The organism is Lacrimispora sphenoides JCM 1415 (genome assembly GCF_900105615.1).
Taxonomy (GTDB): domain Bacteria; phylum Bacillota; class Clostridia; order Lachnospirales; family Lachnospiraceae; genus Lacrimispora; species Lacrimispora sphenoides.
Genome location: NZ_LT630003.1, coordinates 1,583,526 through 1,599,330, shown reverse-complemented (window position 1 = coordinate 1,599,330; position 15,805 = coordinate 1,583,526). Strand labels below are relative to the sequence as shown.

Annotated in this window: 19 protein-coding genes; 1 reads left to right on the top strand and 18 read right to left on the bottom strand. The window is 44.1% G+C overall.

Features of this window, described 5'->3' with window-relative positions:
* Position 1: 1 nt before the first annotated feature.
* The 7 genes from rsmD to BMX69_RS07080 all read right to left on the bottom strand — a co-directional run bounded on the left by rsmD (position 2) and on the right by BMX69_RS07080 (position 7,035).
* On the bottom strand, positions 2-562 hold the full coding sequence (gene rsmD, locus BMX69_RS07110) for a 16S rRNA (guanine(966)-N(2))-methyltransferase RsmD (RefSeq protein ID WP_054791247.1): 561 nt from the start codon (positions 560-562) through the stop codon (positions 2-4).
* 400 nt (positions 563-962) lie between these two features.
* Complete coding sequence (locus BMX69_RS07105; RefSeq protein ID WP_013272630.1) at positions 963-1,166, bottom strand: alpha/beta-type small acid-soluble spore protein; 204 nt, start codon at positions 1,164-1,166, stop codon at positions 963-965.
* Between the two features lie 187 nt (positions 1,167-1,353).
* Complete coding sequence (udk, locus tag BMX69_RS07100; protein WP_054791248.1) at positions 1,354-1,971, bottom strand: uridine kinase; 618 nt, start codon at positions 1,969-1,971, stop codon at positions 1,354-1,356.
* Between the two features lie 71 nt (positions 1,972-2,042).
* On the bottom strand, positions 2,043-2,738 hold the full coding sequence (locus BMX69_RS07095) for a DUF975 family protein (RefSeq protein WP_100041965.1): 696 nt from the start codon (positions 2,736-2,738) through the stop codon (positions 2,043-2,045).
* 109 nt (positions 2,739-2,847) lie between these two features.
* On the bottom strand, positions 2,848-4,899 hold the full coding sequence (gene recG / locus BMX69_RS07090; RefSeq protein WP_100041964.1) for an ATP-dependent DNA helicase RecG: 2,052 nt from the start codon (positions 4,897-4,899) through the stop codon (positions 2,848-2,850).
* Between the two features lie 91 nt (positions 4,900-4,990).
* Positions 4,991-6,664 carry a DAK2 domain-containing protein gene (locus BMX69_RS07085; RefSeq protein WP_100041963.1) on the bottom strand — a complete coding sequence of 558 codons (1,674 nt, stop codon included), beginning with the start codon at positions 6,662-6,664 and terminating at the stop codon, positions 4,991-4,993.
* A gap of 14 nt (positions 6,665-6,678) precedes the next feature.
* Entirely contained in the window at positions 6,679-7,035 is a 357-nt protein-coding gene (locus BMX69_RS07080) for an Asp23/Gls24 family envelope stress response protein (protein WP_024295513.1), read from the bottom strand.
* Positions 7,036-7,203: 168 nt separating this feature from the next.
* On the opposite strand from BMX69_RS07080, the gene rpmB reads away from it, so the two are divergent.
* Complete coding sequence (gene rpmB / locus BMX69_RS07075; RefSeq protein ID WP_025233002.1) at positions 7,204-7,392, top strand: 50S ribosomal protein L28; 189 nt, start codon at positions 7,204-7,206, stop codon at positions 7,390-7,392.
* Between the two features lie 108 nt (positions 7,393-7,500).
* Here the strand turns inward: rpmB and BMX69_RS24400 are convergent, their stop codons facing one another.
* From BMX69_RS24400 to BMX69_RS07025, 11 genes are all read right to left on the bottom strand, one after another.
* Entirely contained in the window at positions 7,501-7,638 is a 138-nt protein-coding gene (locus tag BMX69_RS24400; RefSeq protein ID WP_013272624.1) for a hypothetical protein, read from the bottom strand.
* Between the two features lie 54 nt (positions 7,639-7,692).
* Positions 7,693-8,103: a GerW family sporulation protein gene (locus BMX69_RS07070; RefSeq protein WP_100041962.1), complete on the bottom strand. Its 411-nt coding sequence runs from the start codon at positions 8,101-8,103 to the stop codon at positions 7,693-7,695.
* 1 nt (position 8,104) lies between these two features.
* On the bottom strand, positions 8,105-9,043 hold the full coding sequence (locus BMX69_RS07065; RefSeq protein ID WP_054791262.1) for a DUF2953 domain-containing protein: 939 nt from the start codon (positions 9,041-9,043) through the stop codon (positions 8,105-8,107).
* 7 nt (positions 9,044-9,050) lie between these two features.
* Entirely contained in the window at positions 9,051-9,383 is a 333-nt protein-coding gene (locus BMX69_RS07060; RefSeq protein WP_330387656.1) for a hypothetical protein, read from the bottom strand.
* On the bottom strand, positions 9,361-10,701 hold the full coding sequence (locus BMX69_RS07055; RefSeq protein ID WP_100041961.1) for a hypothetical protein: 1,341 nt from the start codon (positions 10,699-10,701) through the stop codon (positions 9,361-9,363). The genes BMX69_RS07060 and BMX69_RS07055 overlap by 23 nt, the downstream gene beginning before the upstream one ends.
* Before the next feature lie 22 nt (positions 10,702-10,723).
* A complete protein-coding gene (locus tag BMX69_RS07050) occupies positions 10,724-11,971 on the bottom strand; it encodes a competence/damage-inducible protein A (RefSeq protein ID WP_054791264.1) in 1,248 nt (415 codons plus the stop codon).
* A 2-nt stretch (positions 11,972-11,973) separates the two neighbouring features.
* Positions 11,974-12,516, bottom strand: a complete 543-nt coding sequence (pgsA, locus tag BMX69_RS07045) for a CDP-diacylglycerol--glycerol-3-phosphate 3-phosphatidyltransferase (protein WP_100041960.1) — start codon at positions 12,514-12,516, stop codon at positions 11,974-11,976.
* Complete coding sequence (gene rimO, locus BMX69_RS07040; RefSeq protein ID WP_100041959.1) at positions 12,500-13,840, bottom strand: 30S ribosomal protein S12 methylthiotransferase RimO; 1,341 nt, start codon at positions 13,838-13,840, stop codon at positions 12,500-12,502. Before rimO ends, pgsA begins: the two co-directional genes overlap by 17 nt.
* A gap of 67 nt (positions 13,841-13,907) precedes the next feature.
* Positions 13,908-14,162: a DNA-directed RNA polymerase subunit omega gene (rpoZ, locus tag BMX69_RS07035; protein WP_025232993.1), complete on the bottom strand. Its 255-nt coding sequence runs from the start codon at positions 14,160-14,162 to the stop codon at positions 13,908-13,910.
* A 26-nt stretch (positions 14,163-14,188) separates the two neighbouring features.
* Positions 14,189-14,809, bottom strand: coding sequence for a guanylate kinase (gene gmk, locus BMX69_RS07030; protein WP_054791249.1), 621 nt, complete (start codon positions 14,807-14,809; stop codon positions 14,189-14,191).
* A 16-nt stretch (positions 14,810-14,825) separates the two neighbouring features.
* Positions 14,826-15,704: a YicC/YloC family endoribonuclease gene (locus tag BMX69_RS07025; protein WP_100043788.1), complete on the bottom strand. Its 879-nt coding sequence runs from the start codon at positions 15,702-15,704 to the stop codon at positions 14,826-14,828.
* Positions 15,705-15,805: the final 101 nt, after the last annotated feature.

Below are 15,805 nucleotides of genomic sequence, written 5' to 3'. Positions count from 1 at the left end.
CTTATCGTTCTTTCCTTGCTATAAAAGCATGTTTATTGGTTTTATAATTCTTTTCCCTTATCATCCGGTATCCCAGATTCTCCAAAAAATCAAAAGAAGTTTCTAAAGAAGCTTCCACAATCATCGTCGTGTCCTCATCAATCATCCGGGAATCAGCCAGATACTGCAAAACCTTTTTTTCCAAATCCTGATTATAGGGAGGGTCCATAAATATAAAATCAAATACATACCCTTTCCCTTCCAGCCTTCCAAGTCCTGTCATAACGTCACAGTTCATCACAATGGCGCCATCCTCCAGCCTGGTGGTCTTTAAATTCTCACGGATGCATTCTGCTGCCCCCGGACTCTGTTCCACCATAACCGCCAGCCTGGCTCCCCGGCTCAGCGCCTCAATACCGATAGCCCCGCTGCCAGAGAACAAATCCAAAAAACAGCAATCAGGCATGTCCCCTTGTATCATATTAAAAAGTGTTTCTTTAATTCTATCTGTCGTAGGCCGTGTATCCTGCCCCTCTATCGTCTTCAAAACAAGCCTCCTGGCTTTTCCGGCAATTACTCTCATAACAATTCCTCACTTTATTATTCCAAACCATTATAGTATGAAATCGGTAGATATACAACTGATTTTTCGCGCCAGCAATGAGCCATGGTGAAAAAATGCAGAAATTCAGGCGCGTTGTGCTTGCACATAAGCACCTGAACTTCTGTATTTTTTCATAGGGCGAAGCCCGCGACCCTGACTGCGCTCTGCGCAGTCAGGGTTCCATGGCGGACTCAACTACCCACCAATCCTTTCCAACCACTCATACCATCCCCATTCATCAAAAAAACAGGAGCCGCAGCCCCCATAACTGATTATCAGTTACGAAACTGCAGCTCCTGCTTCCCTTCAATCGTCCATGCTATTGGACTAAATGTTATTTCTTGTTATATTCGAAGGGTGTTTCATTTTTTTTTACAGATTATTTACCTGCCATCTGTCTTTCCTGGGCTTCGATCATCTTCTTAACCATATAACCGCCTACGGAACCGTTCTGAGCAGAAGTTAAGTTACCGTTATAACCGTTGGTTAACGGAACACCAATCTCGTTGGCTACTTCCATTTTAAAACGATCCATTGCTTCTTTTGCCTCTGGTACATTTGTAGTATTAGATCTACCTGACATAATGATATGCCTCCTTTTCATCTATTCACCATGATTTTGTTTTTTTAATAATTCATGGTGTGTTTTGTGCTACACTCCTATTATGGCTGGAATAGAATGAAATACACTAGAAGGTTTTTCGTAAAATGTTTTTTTCTGGAAAAAATCTAGCCCTCAAAAACATTCTCATGCAGATACATTTTTAACCCTAATTACCAGACTCCAATATCTTCTCAATATTCGTTTTCACTAGCTGAAACGCAACCTCATTCATGCCGCTGTTTATAATAACATCTGCCATTGGTTTCGTAGGCTCCACATACAAATAATGCATAGGCTTAACTGTGGTTAAATACTGTTCCACAACACCCTCGATATCCCGGCCTCTTTCCTTTACATCCCGGATCACCCGGCGAAGGATCCGTTCATCGGCGTCAGCCTCCACAAAGATTTTTATATCAAACATGCTTCTTAAGCGTTCATCCGCAAAAACCAGGATCCCCTCGACTAAAATAACCTTTTTAGGCTCCACCTTCACCACATTTTGAGAACGGTTGTGCATGGAATAATCATAAACAGGACAATCAACCGATTCTCCATCCCGTAGCTTTTTAAGCTGATCCAGCAAAAGCTCTGTTTCAAAAGCTTCGGGATGGTCATAATTCATTTTCTTTCTCTCTTCAAAAGAGATCCCATCCTGCTTTTTATAATAATTATCATGATAGATAACCGCGATATCATCACAAAACGCTTCCTTTAACCGGTTGGTAAAGGTCGACTTCCCTGAGCCGGTTCCTCCGGCAATTCCAATTATCACACACTTCATCTTCCGTGCTCCTCCACTCGTTTGCCGTACAAAAGGGTTCAACCTCTTAAAAAGTTTGAACCCTTTTATCATTACTCAATTACAGTCGCTTCCTCAAATACAACCGCATTAGGCTTTATTGCATTATAATAATTAGCAAAAGTAACCTTCATATAAGGATATACATAAACGAAAGCAAGACCGCAGGTGACAAGGCCCAAAAGCTGCCATAAAATAAAGGACAGCTCCAGAACAAAGAATTCCCACTTATGTCCTACCATCATTTCCTTACTTTCACGAATGCATTGCATAATACCTTTACTTGGATCCTCAACCATAATAATAACAGCCTGTGAATAGCGGTAAGCAGCAATAATTCCCGGAATGATTAAAAGCAACGTCCACAAAAAAGTAAGTAAAGACACCATGAGAATCAATCCCAGAGCTTTTAACAAATACCTTACAGATCCGAATAAATCCCCATATGACATAGTATCATCCCTGTTAGCAACTTTTAAACAGTAAGACTGATACCCAAACTGGATAATGGTGCTAACAACAATATTAATAACTAAAAAAATAATGCTGCTGACTACAAATGCTCCAGTCTGGCCTGAATCTACATAAGCGCCCGCATTGTCTATCATGTTCTGCCATATATCCAGAAAACCCTGCACCGCAGATAATGCAACCATGATGATACCCATTATTATTGTAACCATAATAGGACTTACCAGCGCATTCCTCATGGCATCCTTTGCATCAAATTTTAAGGCTTTTCTACTCATTACATTCCTCCTGTTTCCTTGCATTCATAATTTTACGTAAATTAGTGTATCATTTGCAGTCGATTATTGCAAATATTTTCTGCAATAATCAAAAACCAGATAATTTCAACTACAAATTAAGCTTATCATAGCTTTTCTCAAGATACTCTTGCAGCTTGCCTTTCAGTTCCTGGTGTTCCTCTTTTTCCAGCTCCGGATCCACATGAAAAAGCCGTTTCACTTCTTCTGATACAGTCTTTAACAGGTTTGCATCCGTAAAAATATCCCCCAGTTTAAATTCCAGATCCCCACTCTGCCTGATTCCGAAAATATCGCCGGGTCCACGTAGCTTTAAATCCTCTGAGGCAATAAAAAAGCCGTCATTGGACTGGTTTAAGATATCCAGGCGTTCTTTCGTTCCTTCCTGTTCCGAAGCTCCTACCATAATACAGTAAGACTGATATTTTCCCCGCCCTACACGCCCTCTCAGCTGGTGAAGCTGAGCCAGCCCGAAGCGCTCTGCATTTTCAATCATCATTACCGTTGCATTGGGAACATTCACTCCTACCTCGATTACAGTAGTGGAAACCAAAACTTTAATTTCCCCGCCGGCAAATCTTTCCATGATCCCGTTTTTTTCCTTAGGCTTCATTTTCCCATGAAGATATTCCACAGAAATTCCCGGAAGTGCCTCTCTTAAGGTTTTCGTATAATCCACTACATTTTCCGCATCAATCATCTCGCTGGCTTCTACCATAGGGCAGATCACATAGGCCTGCCGGCCGCTTGCTATCTCTTTCCGGATAAATTCATAGGCCTTCTTCCGGTAGCCGGTATCTACCACACAGTTTTTAATGGGCAAACGGTTTGCCGGCAGCTCATCAATAATAGAGATGTCCAGATCCCCGTAAATGATAATGGCAAGTGTTCGTGGGATAGGCGTGGCGCTCATAACCAGAACATGAGGCTCTTCTCCTTTTTTTCCAAGCATTTCCCGTTGGCCGACTCCGAACCGATGCTGTTCATCGGTGATCACCAGTGCCAGATTATCGTATACCACCTTCTCCTGAATAAGGGCATGGGTTCCGATTATGATATCCGCCTCATGGGAAGCTATCTTTTCGTATGCAATCCTTTTTTCCTTTGCCGTCATGGAGCCTGTAACAAGTATGGGCTTTTTGTCGATCTGATGCGCGGCAAACAGCTCTGTCATGGATTCAAGATGCTGTTTTGCCAGTACTTCCGTAGGCGCCATAAGAGCTCCCTGATATCCGTTATACGCTGCCTGAAGGAGGGCGAGTATGGCAATGATCGTCTTACCGGAGCCTACATCTCCCTGAATAAGCCGGTTCATGACCCTGCCTCCCGACAAATCACCGTATACCTCATTTAATACCTTTTCCTGGGCATTGGTAAGAGAATAGGGAAGACTTTTCCTTAAAGCTTCTACTTGAGGAGAGAGACTTAAGATATAAGCACTTTTTTTATCCTCTCTGCCATCCTTTAAACGCCGGACCGCCATGAGAAAAAGAAAAAATTCATCAAACACCAGTCTTTTTCTGGCAAATAGCAGTTCGCTCCGGTCCGTCGGAAAATGAATATGTTCAATAGCAAAATTATATTCCGCCAGTTCGTGTTTTTTTCGTAAATCAGCAGGCATATAATCCCGCACCATACTCCGGAGGCTTAATGCCTGTCTTTGGGCTCTTACAATGGTTTTATTGCTCAGCCCCTTGGTCTGTCCATAAACAGGCTGCATGGAATGCACCACCTGCTCATAGGCTTCTTCCGTAAATACCTCTGGCTGTTCCATGGTAAGACGTCCGCTTTTCTTCACCACCCTGCCCCGGAAAATAGCCCGAGTCCCTGCTTTTAAAGTGGAGTGAAGATAGGGCATATTGTACCAGGTGAGTAAAAGAGTTCCCGTCATATCCTTTAAAGTTGTTGTGATGACCTGGATATGGCTGTAACGTTTTACATCCGGAGTCTTGTAAAGCATACCGGCCACAGTCATCACCTGATCCGGTTTAAGCTCCCCAATAGGGCAAGGCTCCTCATAGGTGTCATAGGCCCTTGGATAATATTCCAGAAGATCCCCAACGGTTATCACTCCCACCTTTTGAAACAATTTCCCTGTTTTTTCACCGATTCCCTTTAAGGAATCAATTGACTCACCATTCAAAGACGGGTTCCCCTCCTTTCTTTTTACATGCACAGCAAAACCGGGCAGACAGGCCTCGTCTGCCCGGTATATAAAATGCCGCTGGCTCTTTTTATTCTACTGATATGAGATAATAATAAATTGGCTGGCCGCCTGCATGAAGCTCTACCTCACAATGGGAAAACAGCTCTTCTGCTTTTCCCTTAAGCTCTTTTGCATCCTCTTCTTTGACATCCTTGCCGTAATAAACGGTCACTAATTCAGATTCTTCTTCCACCATGGCTTCCATGGCTTCTAACACTGTGGACTCAATTTCCTTTCCAACAGCCAGAATACCACTGTCGCCAAGCGCCATGATATCGCCTTCCCGGATCGTGGTATCATCGATCATGGTATTGCGGACCGCATAGGTAACCTGTCCGGTTTTCACTCGGGACATCTCTTCTGTCATGATCTTTTCATTATCCTCCGGTGATAAATCCGGAGCAAAATTGATGATGGCAGTAATGCCCTGGGGTATGGTTTTTGAAGGGATCACAATAACCTTCTTGTCTTCCACCAGGCTTTTGGCCTGCTCGGCAGCCAATATGATGTTTTTATTGTTTGGCAGGATATAGATGGTATCGGCATTCACCTTTTCGATGGCATTTAACATATCCTCTGTACTTGGGTTCATGGTCTGACCGCCCTGGATCAGGTAATCTGCGCCGATCCCCCGGAATATTTCATCAAGACCTTCCCCGGCAGATACGGATATAAAGCCATAGTGTTTTCTCTGCTCCGCCTTTTTTTCGCTCTCAGCCTTTTGCTGGGCTGCAAGCTTTTCTGATTCTTTAATTAATTTTTCCTGATGCTCTTCCCTCATATTATCGATCTTCATGCGGGATAAAGAGCCATAAGTAAGGGCCTTCTGGATTGCAAGTCCCGGATCATTGGTATGGACATGGACTTTTACCACGTCATCGTCTGAAACAACCACAATGGAATCACCGATGGATTCTAAGTATCCCTTGAAATCGTGTTCCTTCTTATCATCATAATGGTTTTCCAGATTAATGATAAATTCGGTACAGTAGCCGAACCGGATATCAATGTCAGCAGTTGTTGTTCCTGAGGCTCCGACAGTATCGACCGGGCGCTTTTCAACCTCTACAGATAAGTCTACCTCTTTGCCCGACAGGCAGTCAAAGGCCCCCTTCATTACCTGCATAAGGCCCTGGCCGCCGGAATCTACAACTCCGGCCTGCTTTAAAACCGGAAGCATCTCCGGCGTCTGGCTTAATACATAATCACCATGTTCGATTACCTTCTGACAGAACTCAAGGATATCCTCTGTCTCGGTGACCAGCTCCGCAGCCTTTTCTGCCATTCCTCTGGCTACAGTAAGAATGGTTCCCTCTTTGGGTTTCATGACTGCTTTATAAGCAGTTTCTGTTGCCCGCACAAAGGAATTGGCTAAAACGGTGGCAGTTACCTGATTGGCGGCAGCGATCTCTTTTGTGAAACCACGGAACAACTGGGACAGGATCACACCGGAGTTTCCTCTCGCTCCTCTTAATGAACCGGAGGAAATTGCTTTTGCTAACGATTCCATGGTAGGATTCTCAATGGCAGCCACTTCCTTTGCCGCCGCCATGATCGTCATGGTCATGTTGGTTCCGGTATCTCCATCCGGCACTGGAAACACATTCAGTTCATTAATCCATTCTTTCTTTGCTTCCAGTCCTTTTGCTCCTGCCAGAAATGCCTTCTGCAGCATTTTGGCGTCTATATACTTCATACCCACGGGTAGTTTCCTCCTTAATCAATCACTCTTACGCCTTCGACAAAGATGTTAATCTTATCTACTGTCATACCTGTGAATTCTTCTACTTTGTATTTTACATTTTCAATCAAGTTATCCGCCACCGCAGAAATGCTGACCCCATAGGCTACAATTACATGGAAATCGATGGTGATATGGTTGTCCTGGATGTTCACATTGATTCCGTGAGTCAGGCCTTCCCGTTTTAAAAGTTTAACAAGTCCGTCTTTCATGCTGACAGCCGCCATACCGACGATACCGAAGCATTCCACTGCGGTCGTTCCGGCATACATAGCGATAACATCAGGGCTTACCTGGATTTCGCCCAGTTTATTATTAATATAACCCTTCATAGTCTCTACCTCCGTTCTTTCTGTCTGTTTTGATTATACATTATTTTTCCAAAAAAAGAAACAAATTTTTAATTTTCACTTGCAAATCCATGTGTTTTCTGTTATCATACATTTGTTGTGGATTTTTCAACCATAAAAAGTCCAAGTCGCTTTTAAGGAGGTGCAATCATGGCTAAATGTGCAATTTGTGAAAAAGCTGCTCACTTTGGCAACGCAGTGAGCCATTCCCATAGAAGATCCAATAAGATGTGGAAAGCAAATGTGAAGTCCGTTAAAGTAAAAGTTAATGGCGGCGCTAATAAGAAGATGTACGTATGTACTTCCTGCTTAAGATCCGGATTAGTTGAAAGAGCTTAATCGAAGGAAACTCCTGGCTGATATCAGTCAGGAGTATTTTTTTGTCTTTTTTCATGAGGCCGGACCTTTTTAAGGCTGGCCTCATTTATTTTTAACAGCATTGCTTATTCAGCAGCAGAACAGGTTATATCCCAGTACCAGACATCCGATAATAAAAAGGATCGTTACGATAGTCGCCGGGATAAAAAGCAGAATTGCCATGCCCGCTCCAAAGCAGAACAGCATAAGTCCGCATACTCTTCTCATATCATCCCTCAATCCATTCAGGCTATATGACATCCTATGCGGCTTATCCCTTTATTATTCTTCCCCTTTTTGATTCTCTTCCGAAGCGGCCATCTCCTCCGCCACCTTTAATGCTTCCGGGGAAACCTCTTTTGTTCCACCGGCAAATTTATTGACAAAATCCGGTACCATATCCAGAATTTTCGTTACAGCATCCTGCTGTTTGATGTTAACCAGCTTTGTTACTCCATTCTGAATGATTAACACTGCACTGGGGCTCATCTTTGCATGCATGCCTCCTGCCCCGTTATGCTTTGTATCTCCCGCAAAGGATCCGGCGGCCATGCCGCAGGTCACATCCACCAAAGGCAGAATGATCGTATCATCCACCTTTACCGCATCTCCTACCACAGTTTTTGTCGCCACAAAAGAATCCATTCCCTTAAACAGCGACTCTACCGTAGATGTAAAATTATTCTCTGCCACGTTAAGCAATTCCTCCTTTATGAAGCCATCCTTTTAACAAACGCCTGAAATTTCTATCCAACAGCATCCGTGATCCAATGAGGAGAACCGTTCCCATACGGATCCTGCCGCGAAACGTTCCTTCCACCGTAAACACAGTCTGGTCAAAAACCGGATACAGGTTCAAATGCTTATGGCAAAGCGGATAAATAACGCTTGCATAGGTGAGCACCTGACCGGTCAGATAAGGATCATCAAAGCCAAAGGTTATATTTCCCTTTCCCCGACGGGGAAGGATATGGCGGACCAATCTTTTTACCTGTCTAAATAGCAGCTTTCCTGTCTTCTGGTTCTCCTTATTGGAAATCCAGGCATAAATCTCATCTTTTTTGTCTTTTATTGTTCTCAGTGTATCACAGATCCGCAGGAAAAAAAACTTAAGTTTTGTAAAAGCCCTAAGAACCTTCTTCTTTAGCTTTTCAAACACTCCCATGACCCGGAATCCTTTTTTCTTTTTTGGTTCTTCCTTTGGAGGCGTCGGACTTCTTAACTCCTCCTTTGGAGGCGGCAGGTTCTTTGGTTCTTCCTTGACCCTGTCATGAATTTCATCTTTCACTTCCAGTGCTTCTCTTATGGGTTCCGGTTCTATTATTTCCATAGCCTGAACCATAATATCTTCCGCTTCCTTAAGCTCTGAATCCATCTTCTTGGGTTTTCCTATGCGGAAGCCGAAAATCCGGACCCTCACGATTAAGTCTTCCTCGTACTGAGCTGACACGGAAAGGATATGTAGCAGCCAGGTAATCCTGGCTTTCCCCCTAACCTTTCCGTCATAGGATCCCTCTGCCTGGTACCGTACCGGGACCAGAAGGATTAGCAGAGCAACAGCGAGGACGAGCCCTAATACGATAAGCACCAGCAGCCCTAAAATTTTAAGTATAAACAAAATTATATGAAGCATGAACACCTCACACCTTACCGGCTTCCCTCCCTATAAAGGCAGGCAGATCGAAGCCTCCAGTTTTCCGGTACATATCACCGATGATATTCCCGGCCACCTCTAACGCTTCCCAGTAACCGGACGCAATGCCTAAAATGAGAAATTCCTCCTCCCGGTAAAGAGGCCACAAAAGTGTCATTGCCGGATAGATATCAAGTATATTATTCCCATTTGCAGCAGGCGTAATCACATAAATCCCTGGTCCAGGCTTTAACCTGCGGATTCCCTGAATAATCCGGTAACGTTTCTTCTTCGCTTTCTCGCCTACGTACAAACGGTCAAACCAGCTTATTTTCATCATCCATCAGCTCTTCCAATAATTCCTTGCAAGTTTCCTTTTCCGCTTCATCCAGGCAGCTTTTTAAGCTTCCTGCAATAAATGCCTGTATTTCGTCAACTGAATTAAAATAGACAGGCAGGTCTGATAAAACCTTCGCCATTATGGCCCGGATCACAGGTCTGGAGACGCCAGAGAATACCTCCTCAAGCTCTTCAAAATACTCCTTCGCCGTTTTATCCAGATAGGAACGGTCAACAACAGCCGTTTTATCCGCTTTACCTGTTTCTTTCCGCTCGTCCCGGCTTTTTAATTCCACAAAAGAGCTTCCGGATAAAAGCCTGTCTACATTTACAGCTTTCACGTAATCCGGATCTTTATTCCAATCGTCGCTCTCTTCCGGCAGTTCGGTCCTTAAATACCGCTCATAATAAGCTTCCTGCCTTCCCTCCAGCTGAGTAAGCCTGTCAAAAAACTCTTCTCCTGCAGGGGAATAATCTTCTTTTACGAACTTTTCTAAAATCTCCTCAACCATGGAGAAGTAAAGTTCTTCCTCCATTATATCAACAACTGCTTCCGGTCTTGCAAATACAAGAACACAAAAATCATTGATAATGTCTTGGAGCATGATATAAAGGCCGGATTCATCCATAAGCCCCTCGCAGGCAAGGCCAAGTTTTTCAGAAGCTTCTTCAAAGCCTTCAGCGGTCATATTCCCGTAATCCATAAGACGGAACTGCTCCAGAAGCTCAAAAAGTTCCTTATGCCCTTCTTCCATTCCTGAAGGAAGCTTCACCATGGATGACCCGCGGAGGTTATACATCATATCCTTAAGATTCTCTACGGGAGAACCAATGTAAACGGACAATCCATCCATGACAAGACTGAAAAACTTCTGTTTTGTCAGTCGGACCGGAAGCTGCCCGATGATCTGCCTGATCCTTCCGTTCATAACGGCTGTTTCCTTTGTATCCGTTACGAATCCCATAAGGCGCTGTGAAAAGCTTTCATCATCACCTTCGGTTTCCGGCAAAGAAATAAACTTCCGTTCCAGGCGGTTTATAACATATTCATAAATCTGAAAGCAGTCTGTGTAGGAAGTCAGAACCTCCACTTCATGAGTGATACTTTCACGAAGCTTAAGCAGCTCCTCTTCCATATCTTTTCCGGAAAAATGCTCCTTTAGCAGCCCGTTAAGCTGTAGACAGTAAGCAATAATCCTCTCCGGAATCACCGGCTCCTCTCCTACGGTTTCAAATAAAGTATAATAATTCAGCACCAGTCTTACATAGGAGTACTGGTACGCTGCAGTCATCTGTTTTTTCAGCAAACGGGTCTCCAAATTTATCTCCTCCCGGAAGGTTTTATGAATGATAATTCTTAAGAATGGAACGGCGCAGCAGGTCCAGTGCCTTTACGACAGACTGTTCCCTGATTTTCTCCCGGTTTCCCTTAAAATGATATTCTTCCACAGAAACCTTATCCTTCATATAGCAGGCCATATAAACAAGTCCTACCGGTTTTTCCCCATCAGAATCCGGTCCTGCGATTCCTGTCACCGCAATGCATACATCCGAATCAGCCGCGAAAATACCACCGATCGCCATTTCTTTGGCAGTCTGTTCGCTGACTGCACCGTATTTCTTCAAGGTGCCTTTGCTTACATCAAGATGTTTTCTCTTCGCCTTGTTGGAATAGGTGATAAAGCCTTCCCGAAACACTTCGGAAGCCCCCGGTACATTCACCAGACGTCCTGCAATCAGTCCTCCGGTGCAGGATTCCGCTGTAGTCACCGTCAGCTCATATTTTTTCAGGAGACGGACGACTGCCATTTCAAGGGTTTCTTCCTCTTTTGTGGTATACACATCGTTCCCAAAACGGTTTTTAATCTCTTTTACCACCGGTTTTAAAAGGCTTTTGGCTTCCTCATCACTTGATGCCTTTGCCGTGACTCTTAAATGCACCTCAGCCGTCTTCGCATAGGTGGCAATGGTTGGGTTGGACTGTCCGTCAATGAGGTCAAGAAGCTTATTCTCAACCTGGCTCTCTCCATGTCCGCAGATCTTGATCATTTGAGAACGGATCACTTCAGGCTGGAGCTTCTGAAGGTAAGGGAATACCTGATCGCGGAACAGGGGCTTTAACTCATTTGGAGGTCCTGGCAGCAGGATTGCCGCCTTTCCATCCTTTTCCAAGATCAGTCCGGGAGCAGTACCGTTATGGTTGTCAAGTACAGCCGCTCCCTGAGGAACCAGCGCCTGCTTCCAGTTATTATCTGGAATATCTTTATAAATGCTGTTTTTAAAATACTCTTTAATTCTCTCCTTTGTATGGCTATCTTCCATCAAAGAGAATCCCATGACCTCTGCGCAGACTTCTTTTGTCAGATCATCCTCCGTAGGTCCAAGGCCTCCGGTCAGGATGACAACATCTGAACGCTTTAGGGCAGTCTCTAATGCCTCTGACAGACGTTCCCTGTTATCACCCACCGTAACCTGATGATACATGGAAAGTCCCAAAAGAGCACATTTCTCCGCCAGATACTGAGTATTGGTATTTACAATATTTCCAAGAAGAAGTTCCGTTCCAACTGAAATCAGTTCAACAACCATGATCACATGCTCCCTTCCATAAGAACGCGGTAATTTTTTGCTATATAATCAACTAGTGAAACCAAGGTAAGGATAGTGGCGATCCAGACAAACACTGTTGTGAGTATGGACAATGCCGGAATATTCAGGATAAGAAGAACCGACATAATCATCTGGGACACTGTTTTAAACTTTCCCCAATAGCTTGCCGCGATCACCACGCCATTATCAGAAGCCACCAGACGGAAACCACTGATAATAAATTCACGGCTAATAATCACGATAACAATCCAGGCAGAAAGCTGGCCCAGGGCCGTAAAACAGATAAGTCCTGCACAGACCAGCAGCTTATCCGCCAGAGGGTCCATAAACTTGCCAAAATTAGTCACCAGGCCATACTTTCTTGCGATATTTCCGTCAAGAAAATCCGTAAAGCTGGCCACAATGAATATGACCGCCGCAATATAACGGTATGACGCATTGGCACCTCCGTCAAGCAGCAGAAACAGAACAAAAAACGGAATCATAATAACTCTTAAAATCGTAAGCTTATTCGGTAAATTCATCCTCCAACTCTCCTATCAAATCATATTCCATAGCCCCCGTCACGCGGACTCTTGCAAAATCACCTGACATCAGTTCTTCGGCTGTCTGAACAAAAATCATTCCATCCACACCAGGACCATCCATAAAGGTACGTCCTACATAAGCGTTTTCATCCGCCACCTTGCCTTCGATCATGACCTCCAGAGTTTTCCCGATCATGGATTTAGAAAAATCAAAGGAGATCTCCTGCTGGAGCTCCATGATGGCATCACGGCGTTCCTCCTTTGTCTCCTGCAAAACCTGATCCGGAAATTCCGCAGCAGGTGTATCTTCTTCTGCCGAATATGCAAACACTCCCAAACGCTGGAATTCCATCTCATCCACGAACTCCATCAGTTCTTCGTGATCTTCCGGGGTTTCCCCTGGGAATCCTGAGATCAGTGTGGTCCTAAGAGCGATATCCGGAATTTCTCTCCGAAGCTTTTCCACGATTTCCCGAAGCTGGGCCTTTGTGGCCTTGCGGCCCATACGTTTTAAGATCCGGTCGCTGGCATGCTGAATGGGCAGATCAAGGTATTTACATATCTTCTCTTCTTCCTTTATGGTCTGGATCAGTTCATCCGTGATTTCTTCCGGATAACAGTACTGGATCCGGATCCACTGAATCCCGGATATGCGGCACAGGCTTTTAAGAAGCTTTGGAAGTGATTTCTCACCATATAGATCCACACCATACAGAGTCGTCTCCTGAGCAACTAAAATAAGCTCTTTCACCCCCCTCTCAGCCAGCCTTTCAGCTTCCTTTACCAGACGTTCCATGGGAACACTGCGGTAATTACCACGCAAAGACGGAATAATACAGTAAGTACAATGCTTGTCACAGCCTTCCGCAATCTTTAAAAAGGCATAATGCCCCCCTGTTGTAAGAATCCGGTCTGTTTCCACTTCAGGAATCTCGTCCAGTTCGTGAAAACGCTGAACGTGTTCTTTTCCGCCCAAAGCTTCCGCCAGAACGTAAGAGATCTCGTCATAGGTGGAAGTACCTAAAATTCCATCTACTTCAGGAATCTCGTCTATGATCTCCTGTTTATACCGCTGGGCCAGGCAGCCGGTTACGATCAAAGCCTTGCATTTGCCGTCAATCTTTCTCTGGGCCATCTCCAGTATGGTATTTACGCTTTCCTCTTTTGCATCACCGATGAAGCAACAGGTATTGATCACAATCACATCCGCCTCATACTCATCATCCGTAAAGGTATATCCGTCTTTATTCAGAAGGCCCAGCATCATCTCTGTATCCACAAGATTCTTGTCACAGCCCAGTGAAACACATAATAACTTCATGTTTTAACTCCTGTCTTTCTTTATAATGGGAAAGGCCATCTCATCCAAAAGGGAGACGGCCTCTTTCCTAATTATCGTCTTCTTCTGTTGCATCCGCTTCGCTTAAAATCTTCACTTTGCCCTCATACAGTTCTTCTACGGCAACAGAAAGCGGTTTCTTACCAGCTCCCAAAACCTCCGGCTCTGAGCCGCCGATAATCTGCCTTGCTCTCTTGGCTGCGGCAATTACGATAGAATAACGGCTCTGTACAACAGGAGCCTCTCCTGGCTCTACCTCGCTGTTTACTACATTAATCAAATCTGAATAAGATGGATGTAACATCTTTCATTCCCCTTTCTTAATCGGCTCTATATATTCTTTAATTCTTCCCGAATATGGGATAAAAATGCCATATTATTGGAAGCACGGTTATGCTGTACCTGAATCATGCGGTGCATCTCTTCCACACAAGTGTCTATCTTATCGTTAATGAGGATATAATCATAGCCCTCCATGCCTTCCGCTTCCTCGGCTGCCCGGCGGAGTCTGGCATTGATCACATCCATGTTTTCCGTACCGCGGCCTATGAGACGGCGTTTTAATTCCTCTGCGTTGGGTGGCATGACAAAAATCAAAATCGCAGCAGGGAAATGTTTCTTTACCTTTAGCGCCCCCTGAATTTCAATTTCCAGGATTACATCCTTCCCCATTTTCATCTGGTTTAAAACGTATTCCTTGGGTGTACCATAGTAATGGTTGACGTACTGGGCATATTCGATCAATTCTTCCTTTTGTATCATATCCTTAAAACGTTCTTCTGTCACAAAGAAATATTCCCTGCCGTCTGCTTCTCCCTCTCTGGGATTTCTGGTGGTAGCGGATATGGACAACGCATAATTATCATACCGTTTCAGAAGCTCTTTCATCAAGGTACCCTTGCCTGCCCCTGAAAATCCGGATACGACTATCAATATGCCATTTTCATTCATGTTATTCGTTACACTCCTACTCAATATTCTGGATCTGTTCCCTAACCTTTTCAATCTCGGTCTTCAGAGCGATGGCCTTATCGGAAATTTCCAGGTCATTGGCTTTGGAAAGTATGGTATTCGCCTCCCGGTTCATCTCCTGAGCGATGAAATCCAGTTTTCTTCCCACACTTCCGCCTGCATTAAGCTCTGCACAAGTATTTTCAATGTGGCTTCTGAGCCGTACGGTTTCTTCATCCACACAGATTTTATCGGCAAATATCGTAACTTCCGCTGCAATTCTTCCCTCATCAATGGTAGCGCTTGCCAGCAATTCCTTCACCTTGTCCTCCAGTTTTGCCCTGTATTCTAATAGAATCCTGGGGGACCGTTCATCAATAAATTCCACAAGCTCAGTCATAAACTTAAGCTTTCCAAGGAGATCGCTCTTTAGGTTTTCCCCTTCTGTCACTCTGGTTTCCACAAAACGTTTTGCAGCTTCCTCTATGGTTTCTGAAAGAAGCTTCCACATCTGATTCTCATCCTCCGGAACCTCTTCCATAATAAGGACCTCCGGGCACCTGGCCAGAGTCGATACCTTGATGTCGTTCTGAATTCCGAATTGTGCCTCCATCTTTGCGAAATAATCCATATATTCAGCAGCCAGCGCACTGTTATACTTCAAGCACAGCTTATTCTCTGTGTAATCCTCATAGGTGATAAAAACATCAACCTTTCCGCGCTGGATATAATTCTTTAATAGATTCCTGATCCCTGCTTCAAAGAAATTAAACTTTTTCGGCATCTTTATGCTTAAATCCAGATATCTGTGATTTACAGCTTTCATTTCTACGGAAATCTTATATTCATCCGTGACAGTTTCGCATCTGCCAAAACCTGTCATGCTTTTGATCATTCCATATGCCTCTCTTTCGCCATAGATATCATCCATTATAATTCATAATAAAATACAAGTCAATTGGTTTTAAATTTTACAGAAAGTTGATTCTGTGCTAT